Annotated in this window: 14 protein-coding genes; 5 read left to right on the forward strand and 9 right to left on the reverse strand. The window is 41.9% G+C overall.

What is annotated here, in order from left to right; genetic code table 11:
* Window positions 1–21: 21 nt before the first annotated feature.
* The 6 genes from ACS8FA_RS15200 to erpA form a co-directional block, all read right to left on the reverse strand.
* On the reverse strand, window positions 22–276 hold the full coding sequence (locus ACS8FA_RS15200) for a GlsB/YeaQ/YmgE family stress response membrane protein (protein ID WP_057757652.1): 255 nt from the start codon (window positions 274–276) through the stop codon (window positions 22–24).
* Window positions 277–620: 344 nt separating this feature from the next.
* The gene (gene mpl, locus ACS8FA_RS15205; RefSeq protein WP_439264601.1) at window positions 621–2,102 is read right to left on the reverse strand and encodes a UDP-N-acetylmuramate:L-alanyl-gamma-D-glutamyl-meso-diaminopimelate ligase; all 1,482 of its coding nucleotides are present in this window, start codon (window positions 2,100–2,102) and stop codon (window positions 621–623) included.
* Between the two features lie 261 nt (window positions 2,103–2,363).
* Window positions 2,364–3,002, reverse strand: a complete 639-nt coding sequence (locus ACS8FA_RS15210; RefSeq protein ID WP_439264599.1) for a copper resistance protein NlpE N-terminal domain-containing protein — start codon at window positions 3,000–3,002, stop codon at window positions 2,364–2,366.
* A gap of 442 nt (window positions 3,003–3,444) precedes the next feature.
* Window positions 3,445–3,957, reverse strand: coding sequence for a disulfide bond formation protein B (locus ACS8FA_RS15215; protein WP_439264597.1), 513 nt, complete (start codon window positions 3,955–3,957; stop codon window positions 3,445–3,447).
* A 105-nt stretch (window positions 3,958–4,062) separates the two neighbouring features.
* On the reverse strand, window positions 4,063–5,637 hold the full coding sequence (gene gshA / locus ACS8FA_RS15220; protein WP_439264595.1) for a glutamate--cysteine ligase: 1,575 nt from the start codon (window positions 5,635–5,637) through the stop codon (window positions 4,063–4,065).
* Window positions 5,638–5,990: 353 nt separating this feature from the next.
* Entirely contained in the window at window positions 5,991–6,371 is a 381-nt protein-coding gene (gene erpA, locus ACS8FA_RS15225) for an iron-sulfur cluster insertion protein ErpA (protein ID WP_057757666.1), read from the reverse strand.
* Window positions 6,372–7,032: 661 nt separating this feature from the next.
* Between erpA and ACS8FA_RS15230 the strand changes: the two genes are divergently transcribed.
* On the forward strand, window positions 7,033–9,054 hold the full coding sequence (locus ACS8FA_RS15230) for an ATP-binding cassette domain-containing protein (protein ID WP_439264593.1): 2,022 nt from the start codon (window positions 7,033–7,035) through the stop codon (window positions 9,052–9,054).
* A 72-nt stretch (window positions 9,055–9,126) separates the two neighbouring features.
* Here ACS8FA_RS15230 and ACS8FA_RS15235 read toward each other — a convergent pair whose 3' ends face one another.
* Window positions 9,127–9,489, reverse strand: coding sequence for a septal ring lytic transglycosylase RlpA family protein (locus ACS8FA_RS15235; RefSeq protein WP_057757673.1), 363 nt, complete (start codon window positions 9,487–9,489; stop codon window positions 9,127–9,129).
* A gap of 499 nt (window positions 9,490–9,988) precedes the next feature.
* Between ACS8FA_RS15235 and ACS8FA_RS15240 the strand changes: the two genes are divergently transcribed.
* From ACS8FA_RS15240 to ACS8FA_RS15255, 4 genes are all read left to right on the forward strand, one after another.
* On the forward strand, window positions 9,989–10,480 hold the full coding sequence (locus ACS8FA_RS15240; RefSeq protein ID WP_335731541.1) for a DUF3015 family protein: 492 nt from the start codon (window positions 9,989–9,991) through the stop codon (window positions 10,478–10,480).
* 128 nt (window positions 10,481–10,608) lie between these two features.
* Window positions 10,609–12,663: an Lnb N-terminal periplasmic domain-containing protein gene (locus tag ACS8FA_RS15245; protein WP_439264590.1), complete on the forward strand. Its 2,055-nt coding sequence runs from the start codon at window positions 10,609–10,611 to the stop codon at window positions 12,661–12,663.
* A 151-nt stretch (window positions 12,664–12,814) separates the two neighbouring features.
* Window positions 12,815–13,840, forward strand: coding sequence for a DnaJ C-terminal domain-containing protein (locus ACS8FA_RS15250; protein ID WP_439264588.1), 1,026 nt, complete (start codon window positions 12,815–12,817; stop codon window positions 13,838–13,840).
* 100 nt (window positions 13,841–13,940) lie between these two features.
* Window positions 13,941–14,264: a chaperone modulator CbpM gene (locus tag ACS8FA_RS15255; RefSeq protein WP_102083164.1), complete on the forward strand. Its 324-nt coding sequence runs from the start codon at window positions 13,941–13,943 to the stop codon at window positions 14,262–14,264.
* 80 nt (window positions 14,265–14,344) lie between these two features.
* On the opposite strand, the gene sstT is transcribed toward ACS8FA_RS15255, so the two are convergent.
* Window positions 14,345–15,547, reverse strand: coding sequence for a serine/threonine transporter SstT (gene sstT, locus ACS8FA_RS15260; RefSeq protein ID WP_160021370.1), 1,203 nt, complete (start codon window positions 15,545–15,547; stop codon window positions 14,345–14,347).
* Window positions 15,548–15,840: 293 nt separating this feature from the next.
* Window positions 15,841–16,347 (reverse strand): DNA polymerase III subunit chi, encoded by a 507-nt coding sequence (locus ACS8FA_RS15265; protein ID WP_424509983.1) that lies wholly within the window; start codon window positions 16,345–16,347, stop codon window positions 15,841–15,843.
* Between the last annotated feature and the right edge of the window lie 3 nt (window positions 16,348–16,350).

Genomic DNA, 16,350 nt, shown 5'->3' on the forward strand with positions numbered 1-16,350 from the left:
CTATGCATGGCTTATAACTAGTTATGCACGGCGTTTGTTTACAATCATTTCATATAGGAATAATAAGATAATTGCACCAATTACTGAGAATATAAGACCAGTGAAACCACCATCAGCGTTGATACCGATTAGGCCAGCTAGGAAACCGCCTAACATTGCACCAACGATACCCAATACGATAGTCATAATCCAACCCATAGGGTCATTACCTGGTTTGATAGCACGTGCTAATAAACCTGCGACTAAACCTACAATAATCATCCAAATAAAGCTCATGTTATTCTCCTAATATTATTAATATTTATAATGTGTTACAAGTTTTGATAAATCTATTGTAAACACTCCTCGGACGCAAAAGTAAGCATAAAATGTTACTACTGTAGGGGCTATGTGAGGAAAAAGTCCGATTTGCTATCGAGTAAGGGCAATAAGTAAACGAAAGGTTACAAAGGTAGCAGTGGTGCTAACAACGTTTATCAACATGGTACCTGTAGTGCCGAACTCATATAAATATTAGAAGTAAAAAACGCAGCCATCTATTAGATGGCTGCGTTTGTATAGAGGAAAATAAGAAGAGCTGTTTCTTTATAAGAGCTGCTTCTTTATCTTAACTATAAGCGTTAGCCGTTATGCAATGCGGTTAATAAACGCTGATGAATCCCTTCAAAACCGCCATTTGACATAACCACAATCGCGTCACCTGCTTTTGCGTGACTGCTGATATGCTCAATGATATCAACAATGCTTGATAGCACTTGTTGGTTGCCGATAGAGTCGCTAGTAGCCTTAGCTTGTTCGATGACCTCTTTTAAGCCCCATTCCAAACCAGTAGGCTCGTACCATAATGTGTAGTCAGCAAGTGCCGCTGATTGAGCCAAGCTGTCTTGATGAATACCCATTTTCATGGTGTTACTACGCGGCTCAATGATAGCCCAAATGCGTCTATCAGCTAGCTTCTTTTTGGCACCATCTAATGTGGTCGTAATAGCTGTTGGATGATGGGCAAAATCATCAAAGACTAAGATGTCATTAACGTCGCCAATCAGCTCCATCCGGCGCTTGATACCAGCGAAATCTGATAAGGCAGCACAAGCAGTCTCAACACTGACACCAATGTCATAGGCAGCAGCCACAGCAACTAACGCGTTATTGACGTTATGGATACCGCTCATTGACCAGTTTACGATAGCAGAGGCATCTTCATTAGCGGCAAAACTGACTTTGAAATGGCTGCCGTCTTCTTGAATCAGCTCAGCCTGCCAATCGCTACTATCTTTTAGGGCACGCGTATTTTCACTCGTATCGGCTACAGTAGAGTCGATGACGGCAGTACGCCAGATCGGTGTCCAAACCCCTTTTGCTAGCGTGTCTTCTAAACTGATGGTCGCGGCTGGCATAATGATTTTGCCAGTGCTTGGAATCATACGCACCATATGGTGGAACTGAGTTTGTATTGCATTAAGATCTGCAAAGATATCTGCATGATCAAACTCAAGGTTATTCAAAATAGCAGTACGCGGACGATAGTGAACGAACTTTGAGCGCTTATCAAAGAAGGCAGAGTCGTACTCATCTGCTTCAATCACAAAGTAACCAGCTTTATCATCATCGCTTTTATCAGCACCTAAATAGCTGCTATGGGCGAACACTTGCTGTAGCTGCTCGTCAGTTGTATCAACTAATGGTACACCGCCAATCAAAAACCCTGTATCAATACCAGCATAATGTAATATCCACGCAAGCATAGTCGTGGTTGTGGTCTTGCCATGCGTACCTGCAACGGCGATTACGTGACGTGACTGCAATACTTGCTCAGATAAAAACTGCGGACCTGAGGTATAGCGCAAGCCATTATCTAGCATGTACTCAATCACATCCATGCCACGCTTCATCGCGTTCCCAACGACGACTAAGTCTGGCGTTGGTTGCAAATGTTCTACCAGATAGCCTTCTTCGATAGTTACGCCAGCATTTTCGAGTTGAGTGGACATAGGAGGATAGACATTGGCATCTGAACCTGTGACCGTATGCCCAAGCGCACGTGCTAGCAATGCCAGTGAGCCCATAAAAGTACCACAAATACCAAGGATATGAATATGCATAGACGTTCCGTACGCGCTTGAATGAAAAGAATAGAGAGCGGATAAAATAAAGTATGAGGTGCCTAGCTATTATCAGTAAAAATAAACACTCTGATAAACAACGACCAATATATCAGCTTGGCAAACAAGCAATCATTGTAAAGTAAACCCTGTTCGATGACCAATAAAAAACGCCTAACAAGTAGGCGCTATGTAGCTAATGTAATTTGGTCATTTTAGTATGTAGCGATACGCCAACTAATAGTTAGCATGATGACGCTTTTATTTGCGAGATAACGTATAGTCATCCTCTAAATTATCGTGTTCATCAATCCGTATCAAGTGGTTGTCTTGGATATGATAGGTCTCGATATTTTTTCCTTCATAGACAATGGTGATCTTATCATTGTCTTGTCGGTAGATACCCGATTCGAGTAGAGGTGTTTTTGGTTTTTCAGGATTATGATAATAACTTGATTTTAGTACGGAACCATCAGCGAATAGGTTCAGTGTAACGTCGATACTGTCGCAATCTATACAAGAGACCATACCGCCATAATCGCCCATCAATGTCGCTTGCAGCATACTGCTTTTTGCTTCTGATCGCTCCATAGAGCTGTCTGCATAAGTATCTTTATTTGACTGAGCAGCAGCAATTAATGATTGCCCTTCCACCATTTCGCCTGTCTCATCATTATTCGCTAGCTCAGCACTCTCAATATTGTCATCTTGCAATGATTGTGAAGCCTCCTGCGATTCAGAACCAGTCGACGCAAACGTAGATACCATGTCTTTATCGGTATTGGACGAGGCACTATCACAGCCTACGAGTAGCACACATAGTGACGCTACCAGTAAAGAAGGACGCCACCGTTTTACGATAGCAAGCGTGGTAGAGCGAACGGGAGCAAAATATATCATGGTCATACCAAAAACAGTTTTTAACAAGTATTTTTCAAGCTCATCTATACTATCGACAACGTAAAGCCATTGTCAAAGATAAGGATAATAAGGCATGGGCGCGTAGTAATAATATAAATTAAGAACTTGATAGCATTATCTTATATTCAAAATACAGATAGCTTATGAGTAGAAAGCGGCAAATATCTAATGCTTATCCGTTTATAAGGTAAGCTGACTAAAGATATCAAAGGCTTCAAATTATCTCTGTGGGCTTTTTGTTGTTGCCCATATATCTAAAAGACATGAATAGGTAGTAGAAAGTCCTGTTGGTAACGCTAATATGGTTTATAAGGGCGGGTTAATAGTAGATAAAAAAACAGACATTGTATCGAAGATAGCAATGTCTGTTTTAAAAGCAGAACTAGGAAAGAAACCTAACGTTTTATTAAGTCATAAGATACTAATTGGCAGATTTTACGATACGCATTACTATCAAGACATGTACGATCAGCAGCATACTAAATAGAATCAACGACTGCTCAGGGATACTTAATCCCATAAGCGTCCAATCAATAGAGGCACATTCGCCAGATCCTGCAAATACTTCTTTGAATACTTGTAAGATAGGGAGGGTATCAAGCCAATAGTTCAGTCCTGGACCACAAGAAGGTACTTGGTCAGCAGGCAAGTGTTGCAGCCATACATGGCGTGCTGCTACTGCGGTTGCCCAGCCGATACCTAATAGGCTACCAAGCCATAATAGTAGTCTTATCACTTTAGACTTAGGATTAAACAACGCTGATATCAGGGCAAATCCGCCCATGACGATTAGACCAACACGCTGAAAAATACAGAGCGGACAAGGTGAAAGCCCTAAATGACGCTGTAAATAAAACAGCGCAAAGCTCATGCCTATCACGGCCATTATCACCAAAAATACTTGCAGGTTACGGTAAGTGGTTAGCTGTCGCATTGTGCGGTTACTCTTATGGGTTTATCTATAATAGATGTGGGGTAGCAAACAAAATTAGGCAGTCAGACTTTAACAATGAGGACTTAGCAATTAATAACTAGCAACTTAGCGATATTGCTGTAAAAATTCCGCAAAGTCTTCTGTTTCAGACTGCTCAATCTCAGCTTGCTGTAAGATAGATTTTTCTGCCAATACTTCGTATTTAGCTTGAGTATTTGGACTAAGTGTCTGCTGTAATAAAGACTCGCGATGCTGCTGAGCCAACGTAAAGCCAAGCTGCCATAAGCTGCCTAAGCGTTTGCTATCGGAATTTACTTGTGCGGAGATAGTCGACTCAGAGTGTCCTGCTTTGCCTTGCATCAATGCTACAGCCGCGCGGTAATCGTTACCACCGTAGTGAGCATCAAGCAATGCAGCAAGCGGCTGCATACGCTCTAGATGAGTGAGCATCCAGCTTTCAAGTGACTGCTCTTGACCATTATTGATAATGTGCAAATCATCACGGCGACCTTCATTGACCACACGCTCAAGATTGATAGCGAGCGTGTCTTCTTCTTCAGGTAGCAGGTCTGGTGAGTCACTGAACAGGCAATACAGCGCCATCACTTCCAAGAAACAAGCGCTAGAGAGGCGAATACCAACGTCACTATATGGGTCAAGATCGATAGCGCGGAACTCAACATAGGCGATACCGCGACGCTCAAGCGCTTCGGTCGGTGTTTCACCGCTCATCGCAATTTGTTTAGGACGAATAGGGCTGTAGTACTCGTTTTCTATTTGCAGAATATGATTGTTAATTTGTATTGGGTTACCATCTTCGTCTTCTAAGCCAAGCTTAGCAAAGCTTTCGTGCGGTGTTTGAATGGCACGGCGTAGTCCAGCGACATACTCTGGCAGATAGTTGTAACGGATATCAAGCTGCTCTTGCACGCTATTGGTATAGCCAAGCTTACCCATACGTAGGCTAGTCGCAGCAGGTTTGTAATAGGTTGAATCATTAAGCAATTCTAAATCGTGCTCACGCCCTGCCAAGAAACAAGGACAAACGCTAGGACTGGCACCCAGTAAGTACAAAACAAGGCTAGTTAGACGTTTAAAGTTACGAATCAGCCCTAAGTATTTCTCGTTTTTGAACTCTGTTAACGTTTGGCTTTGTGCGGTCGGCGTTTTGGCTTGCCATGTCTCAAACAGCGTATCACCAAAAGACAAGTTGTAATGCAAACCAGCAATCGTCTGCATACGGCGACCGTAGCGGATACCAAGTCCACTACGATATAGGGTTTTTAGCTTACCCGTATTAGAGCTACCATAATCAGCCAGTGGAATATCTTCATCTTTAGAAGACAACATACAGGGCATAGATAGTGGCCACATCAGCTCGCCGTCAGGCATGCCTTGATACACCAATACATGCAATTGACGCAGCATATTGAGTGTCTCTTTTGGCGAAGCTTTTGGTTCGGTGATAAGCTCAAGCAGGCTTTCTGAATAATCGGTAGTAATAAAAGGATGGGTCAATTTTGATCCGAGTTTGGCTGGATGCGGCGTCTGTGCCAAAAAACCATCAGGTTTTACGCGCAGGCCCTCTTTTTCAATACCGCGGAGCATACCCGTTAAATGCTGGCTGTCAAACCAATTGGGAATGTCAAAATTAACAAAGCTACTCGCAAAATTACTCATAATAGTCATCTATTGTTATTTATTATGGCGGATCAAAACACGATAAGCGTTTGTCCATAAAATAGGTAAATGTTAGGTCAATAATTCCGTCAGTTTAGCTCAAAGCTGTCTTGAAAACCACGGACAATTACAAATACGATAAGCTTTAGGCAACGCGATTTGTGAGGATTTTGACCCTGTTTTTAATACAAATTCATCTCGAATATAGCGTTATTCTGGCCAGACAGTTTGATAAAAAAAGCATCTACCTGAGAGATAGATGCTTTGTTCATTATGCCTACCAGCCATTTGACATAGTATTGGCACAATATCGCATTATCTTAATAACCATAGCGCGACCGCGTCTATTTAGCTTATATAGAGAATGACGAACCGCAGCCGCACGTGGTCGTGGCATTTGGATTGGTCACGACAAAACGTGCCCCTTCCAGTCCTTCGGTGTAGTCAACGGTAGAGCCTTGCAAGTATTGATAGCTTAGCGAATCGACGACTAACGTCACATCACCATTATCAAAATTGGCATCGTCTTCGTTTAGATCGTTGGCAAAGTTAAACCCGTAAGAGAAACCAGAACAACCGCCACCCGTCACATAGACACGTAGCATAAGATCGCTATCGCCTTCTTCTTCACGTAGACGGCGTACTTTTTGCGCCGCACTATCAGTTAGGCTTAATACGGTTGGGTCTACTGGCTGGCTTGAGCTTGGGCTAAATTGGTTGGCTGATTCGTTCATATCTACCTCAGTTGCTAGGATCAAATGCGGTCGTCGTCCTGTTTGGGTTTGCAATAGGATACTTGCAAATAAAGATACGCACGGCGTTTGATTTAATTGGGTGCTGTCATTATGGCAAAGCTATTGGTGCATTATAAGCTGTTTGTACAATTTCAAAATAGTATTTGTGCCACCACAACGTTTTATTGGCTCTATTGATAGTGGGCACTTATCTTTTAGCAGTATATCATAATGGGGGTGCTGATTCGTTTGTCAAGAGTGATGCAACTACTGAATTTTACTAATGAATAGCAGTGTCCCAATTTTGATAATGTGTTTTTTAAAATAACTGCGTCAATGGGCTAAACCAATAACCAGACTAAAAAATAATAGCGTGTGACTGTATAAAACACTACTTAATAATATTAGGCAGTCTTAAAGCTTATTAGTCATATTACGGTATTTTACGGCCATAACCTTTATAATAGTAACAACCATGTATGAGCTCAAGAGTCGCTTGTACAACATAAGGTGTTTGGCGTAATAAATACTTAGTTTTGAAATAGTTATTTAATTGTTTGCCTATGTGGCAAGCGTTTGAAATAATAGCCGCCAGTTGGCATACCCTATGTGTGTTTCTTATTGCCCTATATCTATATTATTGTTGAGATGAAGAAATTATATGATCGAATTTAAAGACGTTGGTGTTCGCCGTGATGGTCGTGAATTGTTTGCAGGTGCAAGCTTTCAGCTCCATCCAGGTCACAAAGTTGGACTGACGGGCAACAACGGCACAGGCAAATCTACTTTATTTGCGCTGTTACTGACGCAGATGGGTACAGGCGATACAGAAGTCACCCTTGATAAAGGTGAAGTCAGTATTCCTGATAGCTGGCATGTGGCGCACATGGCACAGGAAGTTGGTGCTACGACGCAGTCTGCAATCGATTATGTATTGAGCGGTGATGAGCAGTGGTATGAAATTAATGCTGCGCTAAATGATTTGAGCAGTGTCAGTGATGAGCAAATTGGTGTGCTACACCAGCAGTTCGATGAAATCGACGGATATCGTACGCCGACCAAAGCAGCACAAATTATGGCAGGTCTTGGTTTTAAGACTAGCCAGCATGAGCTGCCTGTAGAAGGGTTTTCTGGTGGTTGGCGTATGCGCTTAAACCTTGCCAAAACCTTGATGAGCCGTGCTGATTTGATGTTACTCGATGAGCCAACCAACCATTTGGACTTGGACGCTATCTTATGGCTTGAGACATGGATCAATGCTTATATGGGTCTGGTCATCGTCATCTCGCATGATCAGGCATTTCTAGATGCGACAGTCGGTCATATCCTGCATGTAGAGCAGCAAAAAATCACTCTATATACTGGTAACTATCAGCAGTTTATCCGTACCCGTCACGAGCGTATGGCGCAGCAGCAGCAAGCGTTTGAAAAGCAAGAAGCGACAAAGGCCCACTTGGATGACTTTATTCGCCGTTTCCGTGCTAAAGCCAGTAAAGCCAAGCAAGCACAGAGCCGTATTAAGCAGTTGGAGCGCATGGCAGAGCTATCACCAATGATGGCTGACAACCCATTCTCGTTCCAGTTCTACGAGCCAGCAAATATGAGCTCACCGCTGATTGAGCTGACCAACGCAGATATTGGCTATAGTGAGACACCGCTTCTACACAATGCCAATGTACAGGTGACCCCCGATACCCGTCTTGGCTTATTGGGTATGAACGGCGCTGGTAAATCAACGTTGATTAAAGCATTAGTCGGTGAGCTTGGCGTACTAACAGGGAAATATCGTGTTTCGGATACTCTAAAGCTAGGCTATTTCAATCAGCATCAAATGGATATCCTAGATGCCAAAGCCACGCCTATAGAGATGCTACGTCGCCTAGCAGGTAAAACCTCTGATGCGATGCTACGCTCGTTTTTGGGTAGCTTTGACTTCCGCGGTGAGCGCATTGATACGCCAAGCGAGCTATTCTCAGGTGGTGAGCGTGCGCGTTTGACCTTGGCACTGATCGTTTGGCAACGTCCAAACGTTCTTGTACTCGATGAGCCAACCAACCATTTAGATTTACAAATGCGTCAAGCATTGACTATCGCCTTACAAGGTTTCAAAGGTGCAGTAGTACTGGTCTCGCATGATCGAGAATTGATTGCTAATGTCTGTGATGAGCTGTATCTGGTACATGATGGCATCATCGAAGAGTTCGATGGCGACATTGGTGACTATGGTAAATGGCTAGCAGAGAAGCGCAAGCAAGAAAACGCATCAGATAAAAATACTGGTAAGAAAAAAAGCAAAAAAGAGAGTAAGAAGTTTGTTTCACGTGAAACAGATAATAGCCAAGTAAACAACAAGTCATCTGATACTTCGTCAAACAGTAAAGCGGCGACACCTGCACTTAGTAAAGAAGAGCAGCGTAAGCTAGCCGCTGAACAACGTAAAATGACAGCACCTATCCGCCGCGAGATAGAAGAAACAGAAAAGACATTGGCTAAGATTGATAAGCAGCTCGTGACGCTTGAAGAAAAACTGGCTGATACAGATCTGTACGAAGAGAGTCGTAAGTCTGACTTGCTTGTGTTACTCAATGAGCAAACAGCGCTACAGCAGCAGCATAGTGATAATGAAGAGAAGTTACTACTATCAATGACGACTTTAGAAGAGATGGAAGCTAAGTTCGCATAAAGCGTTCTAGATAGTTAGTTATATAAGCAGACATAAAAAAGGGATGGCATAAGCCATCCCTTTTTTATTACATTATTCCTTACGATATTTGCCATCACCATACGACAGTATTTCCATCGTGGTCGTACAAAGCTGACAGTTTATTTCACCAGCAGCGGCTTTTGATAAATCAAGGATACGACCTCTAATAAAAGGTCCTCTGTCCGTGATTTTTACAACGACGCTCTGCTTTGTCTTTTGATTGGTTACTTGTACCTTCGTGCCGAACGGTAACGTGCGATGTGCAGCGGTTAAAGAGTTCATGTTGAAGATGCTGCCACTCGCTGTGCGCTTGCCATGAAACTTACTACCGTAGTAACTGGTATTGGCAGCGAAAACTGTGGTGCTAAGTAGTAGCGATAAAGTGACAACCAAAGACTTGATTAAATAAGACATTTAATACCTTTAAGCAATTAATAAAATAGACAGATGCTCTTGCCTACGTTATCTATACTCCCTATGAGTATGAATAATAGGGGATTCTACAAGAGCTAGCTTGTCATATTATTACTGCCGTGTAAAAAACTCATGAGGTCAAATAGCTGTTTTTTAAGGAAAAATAGCTATTTTTTAGCAAAAATAATGATGACGTAGGTACTAAAATTAGTCTTATAAAGAGTGATTCTCATAAAGAAGCCGACAAAATACTGGAAAGCCAATAACGTAATATAAATAGGTAATATATAAAGACCAAATCTATCGATATAGCATAATTATCGTTATGAAAGCTCAAATAGTAATAGATAATATAATGTAAAAAAACCTTGCTATATTCTTACTATTTTGTAGAATGCATAAGGTTAAACATTATTCTAGAGTATCTATGAAATATACTCATAATAAGTTTGATTTTTGGTCAAATAATCTATTTTTTATCGTCTTTCGAGGAAGTTTTATGTTAAAGAAAATTGCGTTCGCTTCAGTTGTTGCGGCAATGATTCCATTTAGTACAGCGAATGCTGATCTTGGTTCTAGCTTTAAAACAGCTGATACTGGTCGTACTATCGAGCAAGTATATAAAGAATGTGGTCTTGGTGGCGCTTTGTTTGGTAATTCAAGCCCTATCCTTGCTATTATCTCTAACGTGACTTGGGATTTAGGTACAACAGCTGCTACCTCTGACTCTATGTCTCCTGCTACTTGCCAAGGTGGTAATGTTAGAGCAGCTGTTTTGATCAAAGAAGCCTTCCCAAGTGTGGAAAAAGACTTAGCTTCAGGCCAAGGTGCTCATTTATCTGCACTACAAAGCGTTGCTAACTGTGATTCAGCTGCTAGTGTACGCGCACAATATGGTCAATATACTCAGACTTCTGCCTATCGTACTGCTACGCAAGATCAAAATGCTGAGACGCTATTTAGCATCGTTAAGCAAAGCTGTACTATCTAAATATTGAAAGTGCTAGGTATTAAGTTTTTAGTTTAATACTCAAAATTTTGATGATTTAATGATAAAAACACGTAAACCTAGTGCTTACGTGTTTTTTATTGCTCATGTATTTATGGTATCTAAATAAAATGCAAAAAATGTTTTTATGGGTGGCTTGCTTGGCTGCAACGACTATTTGCAATGCGGAAGTTGATGAAACGAATGCCTATGCTTCAGATCCAGTAACAGTAGATAAAGAAAATAAATTCTCTTCTAGTAATGCTTCGTCTATCGCAGTAGATATGACTTCAAGTGATCGCGAGAACTTGTCAGATATTGTGCAAAGCGTACAACGACTCACTGACTCGCAGATACAAGAGCAAAACCGGAACTCTCAAAAAGATACCGCTATTGACCCCATAAAACTAAAATCATTGGCTAAGCACTCCCAGTGGCAACATTTATTGTTTTATAAAAATGGCAAGGCTGAAGTCATCTCACCAGATTTTTATTTAACCAATCCTAAGCCTCGTTCGAAACGTAATTTTGACCCCTATGCAGAGCTTATAGCAACGATAGAGCAAATGAATAATGAGGGCGTAGTTTGTAAGTATCCAGCCAGATATTTATGGCTTAATCATCATTTACCAGAACTGAACGTCGATCTCAAAAACTGCTCAAAATTACCCGATGCGAATCAAGAAATAAGCTTGATCCTAGTAAGCAGCTATTTAAAAAACCCAGCTTCTTCATTTGGTCATGTACTGGTCAAAACCAACACGTCTATAGATAATATAAATAATACGAACAGTGATGTTAGAGAGCTATCTAGCGAGGACTTACTTAATAATTCATACAACTTCGGCGCTCGTATTCCAGAAAATGAGAACGGTGCGATGTATGCGCTAAAAGGACTATTTGGGTTTTATGATGCTGGGTTTTCAGAGACGGAATTTTTTAAACAAGATGCGGTATACTCCAAGAACGAGCAACGTGATATGTGGGAGTACGTGCTCAATCTAGATACCTTTGAAACGCAATTATTGAACTATCATTTGTACGAAGCAAAGTCCGCTCGATTTGACTATTACTTCATCAAACAAAATTGTGGTTATCGCTCAGGAGAGATACTTGAGCTGATAAGCGACATAAAAACGACTGAGCGAGTAGGTCCTTGGTATGCGCCAGACTATGTATTCGATCAGCTATTAGAACACGACAACGGCGCTGATTCCTTAGTTTCTTCAGTACGCTATTTGCCCTCTGAACAAACGCAGCTGCGCGAGAAGTTTGTACAATTATCTAAGCCAATACAAGCCGTCATAAACTCTGTCATTCGTACAGAAAGCACTGCCCCGCTTGCTACTTTAAACGCGGACGATAAGGCAGTTGCTCTTGATTTTCTGATCTTACATCGTACTTATAAAATCACGCAAGACGATACACCGAAGCAGAGAGCTCTCAAAAGCGAATTGCTCAGTCAGCGTTTTGCGCTACCAGCTAGCAATGGTTTGGCTCAGCTGCCTGTACCAAACAAACCCTCTCCAGCATTGAGTAACAAAACCACGCAGACTACCGTCGTTTTATCTGAGGAGAGGGCAGAAGTTGGTTTATCGTTATTTGTAAAAGACCCACTGAACGCTCATACAGATATTGATAAACGTTTTGAAGCCGTAAAAGCGTCACTGGGTTATAGCTTTGATATGCATCAATGGACATTGACGGATTTCGTATTTTTAGACATGCAGCAGATTGAAGATCTTAGACAACCGTTATCAGGCGAACCGAAACTGTCTTGGCAACTAAAAACAGGCGCTCGTATAGACATGTTTACTGGTAATCGACATAGCCCTTATGCACAAGCTGGCGTTGGCGCAGGCGCTAAGTTTGGTAAACATATACTTGGCTATGGTATGGTCAATGCGACGGTCCATGATCAAGATAGACACGCAGATATCGGTATTGAGCTTGGCTTACGTATGAAACGTAATAGCCAAAGTGCTGAATTGTCTTACGTCACTTCAAAGCGAGAAGGGCGCACTGCTATTGATGTTGCCAAATTGATATTACGCCAGCAGCTATCAAAGAATAACGATGCTAGGCTTATAATGACATATTCAGACACTGTGATGGCCGATAATAGCGTAGTGTTAGGTGAATCAGATAAGATAGATGCTGCAGTCGCTTGGCATCACTACTGGTAATATTTATATAACGGTGTTTGTGGTAATTATTGTTATGATGATAAGTAGGCTACAAAAATTGCTATAGCAAAATCTAGTAGCTATCTATACCGTATCGTTTGAAATTGGCAGACTGATACCACTAATATGTTTTTATTTTGGGGGAAATAACATGGCAGAGAAAAACTACTATGACATTTTAGGGGTCAAAAAAGACGCCTCAGACGCTGATATCAAAAAAAAATACCGTAAGCTCGTTCGTCAGTATCATCCCGATGTCAGTGATCATCCAGACGCTGATAATAAAATTGCAGAAATAAACAACGCTTACGAAACGATCAGAGATAAAGAAAAGCGCGCCGAATATGACGCTATGCTCAATAATCCATTTGCTGGTCAAAGTAGATCAAGTGGGTTTGGTGGTAGTGGGCAAACTGATGCGGGTCAAGGTGGTTTTCGCTGGGAAGATATCAAAGACCAGTTTGGTGACGGTGAGGCCTTTGGTGATGGTGGTTTTCGCTTCGATGACATTTTTTCAGCATTTGGTCGCGGCGCACGTGGGTCAACTGGTGGACAAACGGGCAGTCGCTCTCAAAGCAGTGGCTTCGATCAATTTGGTGGTGGCTTTGGGACGCAAGATAGCAAAGGTCAAGATCAGCATGCCGAGATTACCGTTGATTTATCTTCAGTCTATAGTGGCGACGACTATAGTATTAAGTTAAACGTCCCTGTTCGTCAGCCCAATGGCAATGTCGACTACGACAATAAAACCCTTAAGATAAAAATCCCTAAAGGTATCACTGACGGTAAGCAAATTCGTTTAGCAGGGCAAGGTGCTGCTGGTAGCAGTAATGGCAAAAATGGTGATTTGTTTTTGAAGGTTAAAATTCGTCATGATGCCAATATTCGTATAGAAGGTGCAGACGTTTATCAAACTGTGAATATTGCACCGTGGGAAGCGGCATTGGGTGAAAAAATCAACGTCAGTACGCCAGCGGGTACGCTTGGTGTGACCATTCCTAAGAACAGTAAGTCCGGTAGCAATTTACGTCTTAAAGGCAAGGGTATCCCTGCCAAGCAAGCAGGTGACCTGTATCTAACTCTAAATATTGTCAACCCTGATGTCAGTAGTGATGCGTCGAGACAGGCTTATGAGCAGCTAAAACAAGCCTTTGCAGATACCAATATTAGTCGTTAAACAAGATTATGAATAACCGTTACTCATTATTGAAGTAATAAACGAATAGCAGAGATGAACACGATACCGATGAAATAAAGAGAAAACGAGGATAATAGCTATGAACCACTCGACTGAATTTACAGACATCATCATGAGCTTAGATGAACTGGTCTCTGCCTGTGGCCAAGAGCGCCAATGGGTCATCGAATTAATCGAAGAAAACATCATTGAGTATGATGTACCAGAGCATGAAAAATTTACTGGTTATCAGCTGACGACAGTGCGCCGTGCATCGCGACTGAGTCGTGACTTTGAAGCCAGCGTACCAGCAATTGGTTTGATACTTGAGTTGTTAGATGAGGTTGAGCAACTGCGCCAACTCAAACGTCAAATAGAGCAGCAAACACCAGTCATCGAAGTCGACATAGACAATCTAAAGTAACCAAATAATCAAAATAACACATAAAAAAAGGGCCCTTTAAAGGCCCTTTTTTATGTCTATATAAAACACTTCAGCAGAAATTAACGCGAATACGTCGGATCAGCTGCTGCTGTAAATAATACATCAGTAGAAGAGTTCAATGCAGTCTCAGCTGAATCCTGAATCACACCGATGATAAAGCCAATCGCAACCACTTGCATCGCGATATCATTTGGAATGCTAAATAAGCTAGCAGCGAGTGGAATCAATAGTAATGAACCACCAGCAACACCAGAAGCACCGCAAGCACTAATCGTAGCAACCAGACTGAGTAGCAGCGCTGATGCAAACGTCACTTCAATACCCAACGTATGAGCAGCAGCAAGCGTTAAGACATTAATGGTAATCGCAGCACCAGCCATATTGATCGTGGCACCTAGGGGAATGGTCACCGAATAAGTGTCTTCATGCAATCTAAGCTTACGGGCAAGATTCATGTTGACTGGAATATTGGCCGCTGAACTACGTGTAAAGAAGGCAGTAATTCCTGATTCGCGCAGACATCTGAACACGAGTGGATAAGGGTTTTTACCCGTTTTAATAAGGACGATAAGCGGATTGGCAACCAACGCAATGAATAACATACAGCTGATTAATACCATCAAGATACGTGCGTAGCCTGCCAAAGAAGCAAAGCCTGTCTCCGCAACCGTGCTAGCGACTAGGCCTAAGATACCAAATGGCGCTAAAGCAATAATCCATTTAACCACTTGTGAGATGGCATCAGCGAAATCACCGACAACATTACGAGCAGTATCACTGGCTTGGCGCAATGCAAAACCAATAATAATTGCCCATGCTAAGATACCAATATAGTTGGCTTCAGCGATTGCATTGATCGGGTTAGCGACCAAGTTCATGAGCAAGTTCGTCAAGACTTCTTTTAGGTCAGCAGGTGGTACTTGTGCGATATCGGCGTTGATCAAGACCAGCTCAGTCGGGAATAAAAAGCTGGCACCGACTGCTGTTAGCGCTGCCAAAAAAGTACCGAACATGTACATAATAAGCACCGGCTTTACGTAGACTTCATTGCCACTGCGATGTTGACTAATTGCTGCCATAACCAGAATAAATACTAGGATGGGAGCGACTGCTTTTAGTGCGCCGACAAAGAGTGTACCAAGCAACCCTATGGCGGTGCCGATACTTGGCGCCAGCCAACCAATCAATACCCCTAATACCAAGCCAATAATAATAAGCGACACCAGCCCTATACGCTGATACATCGCAATTAATGAACGCATCTGTACACCCTCAAGTCCGTTAAAAGTAAGTGAATTGTCACAACAGAAAATCTATCGAAGGATGGTAGCATTTTTTGACATATTCGCATACCGCTCATAGCAGTAGCTGTTGCATGCAAATAGAGGAATAGTAGAGTTATACAACTAGTACAAAAAGAATGCAGCACTTATAGGCAAGGGCTAGCTACTCAGAATACCTCATTTATAGGAGAGTAAAAGCAGCGATATAGGCAGTGATATATAGGTAGGAAGACATGTCGCTGTAAGAGATGAAGGGAAAATAAACGGCAGAGCTACACCTTAAAGTGGGTCAGATCGTAACCTAATTGCTGGTAGGCTTTATATTTATTGCGACCTTCTTGGGTACTTGTGGCATCAGGTCGGATCAACTCAAGGACTCGGGAGGGTTTTGAATTATTAGTAGCGGCCATAAAATCGTTGACCGGACGTGTTGTCGTATTGAGCACGATACCATTAAAATCTGCTGGCATATGATTGCCTAGTAGTACAGGCGCTAATGATTTATGAGTAGCGATGTTGCTATCATCAGTACCTCTATCATCAGTACCTCTATCATCGGTACTTTTATTGTCATTATCAGAAAGACATTGATGCGGTATAAAACTCGTAGAATCTTGTGCCCAAAGTGCCGTATCTAGATTTGCTAGTAATGTCTCATCTTCAATTAAAATCAGCAAAGACTGAGCGCTTTTGTTAAGCGCCGTCTGAGTCAGCTGACAAATAAAGCCCAAGAAATCTTGGGCCTTACTTTCACTTAATACATAAAAACTAATTTTCATAAA

Source organism: Psychrobacter sp. 1Y1 (assembly GCF_051847395.2).
Lineage (GTDB): Bacteria > Pseudomonadota > Gammaproteobacteria > Pseudomonadales > Moraxellaceae > Psychrobacter.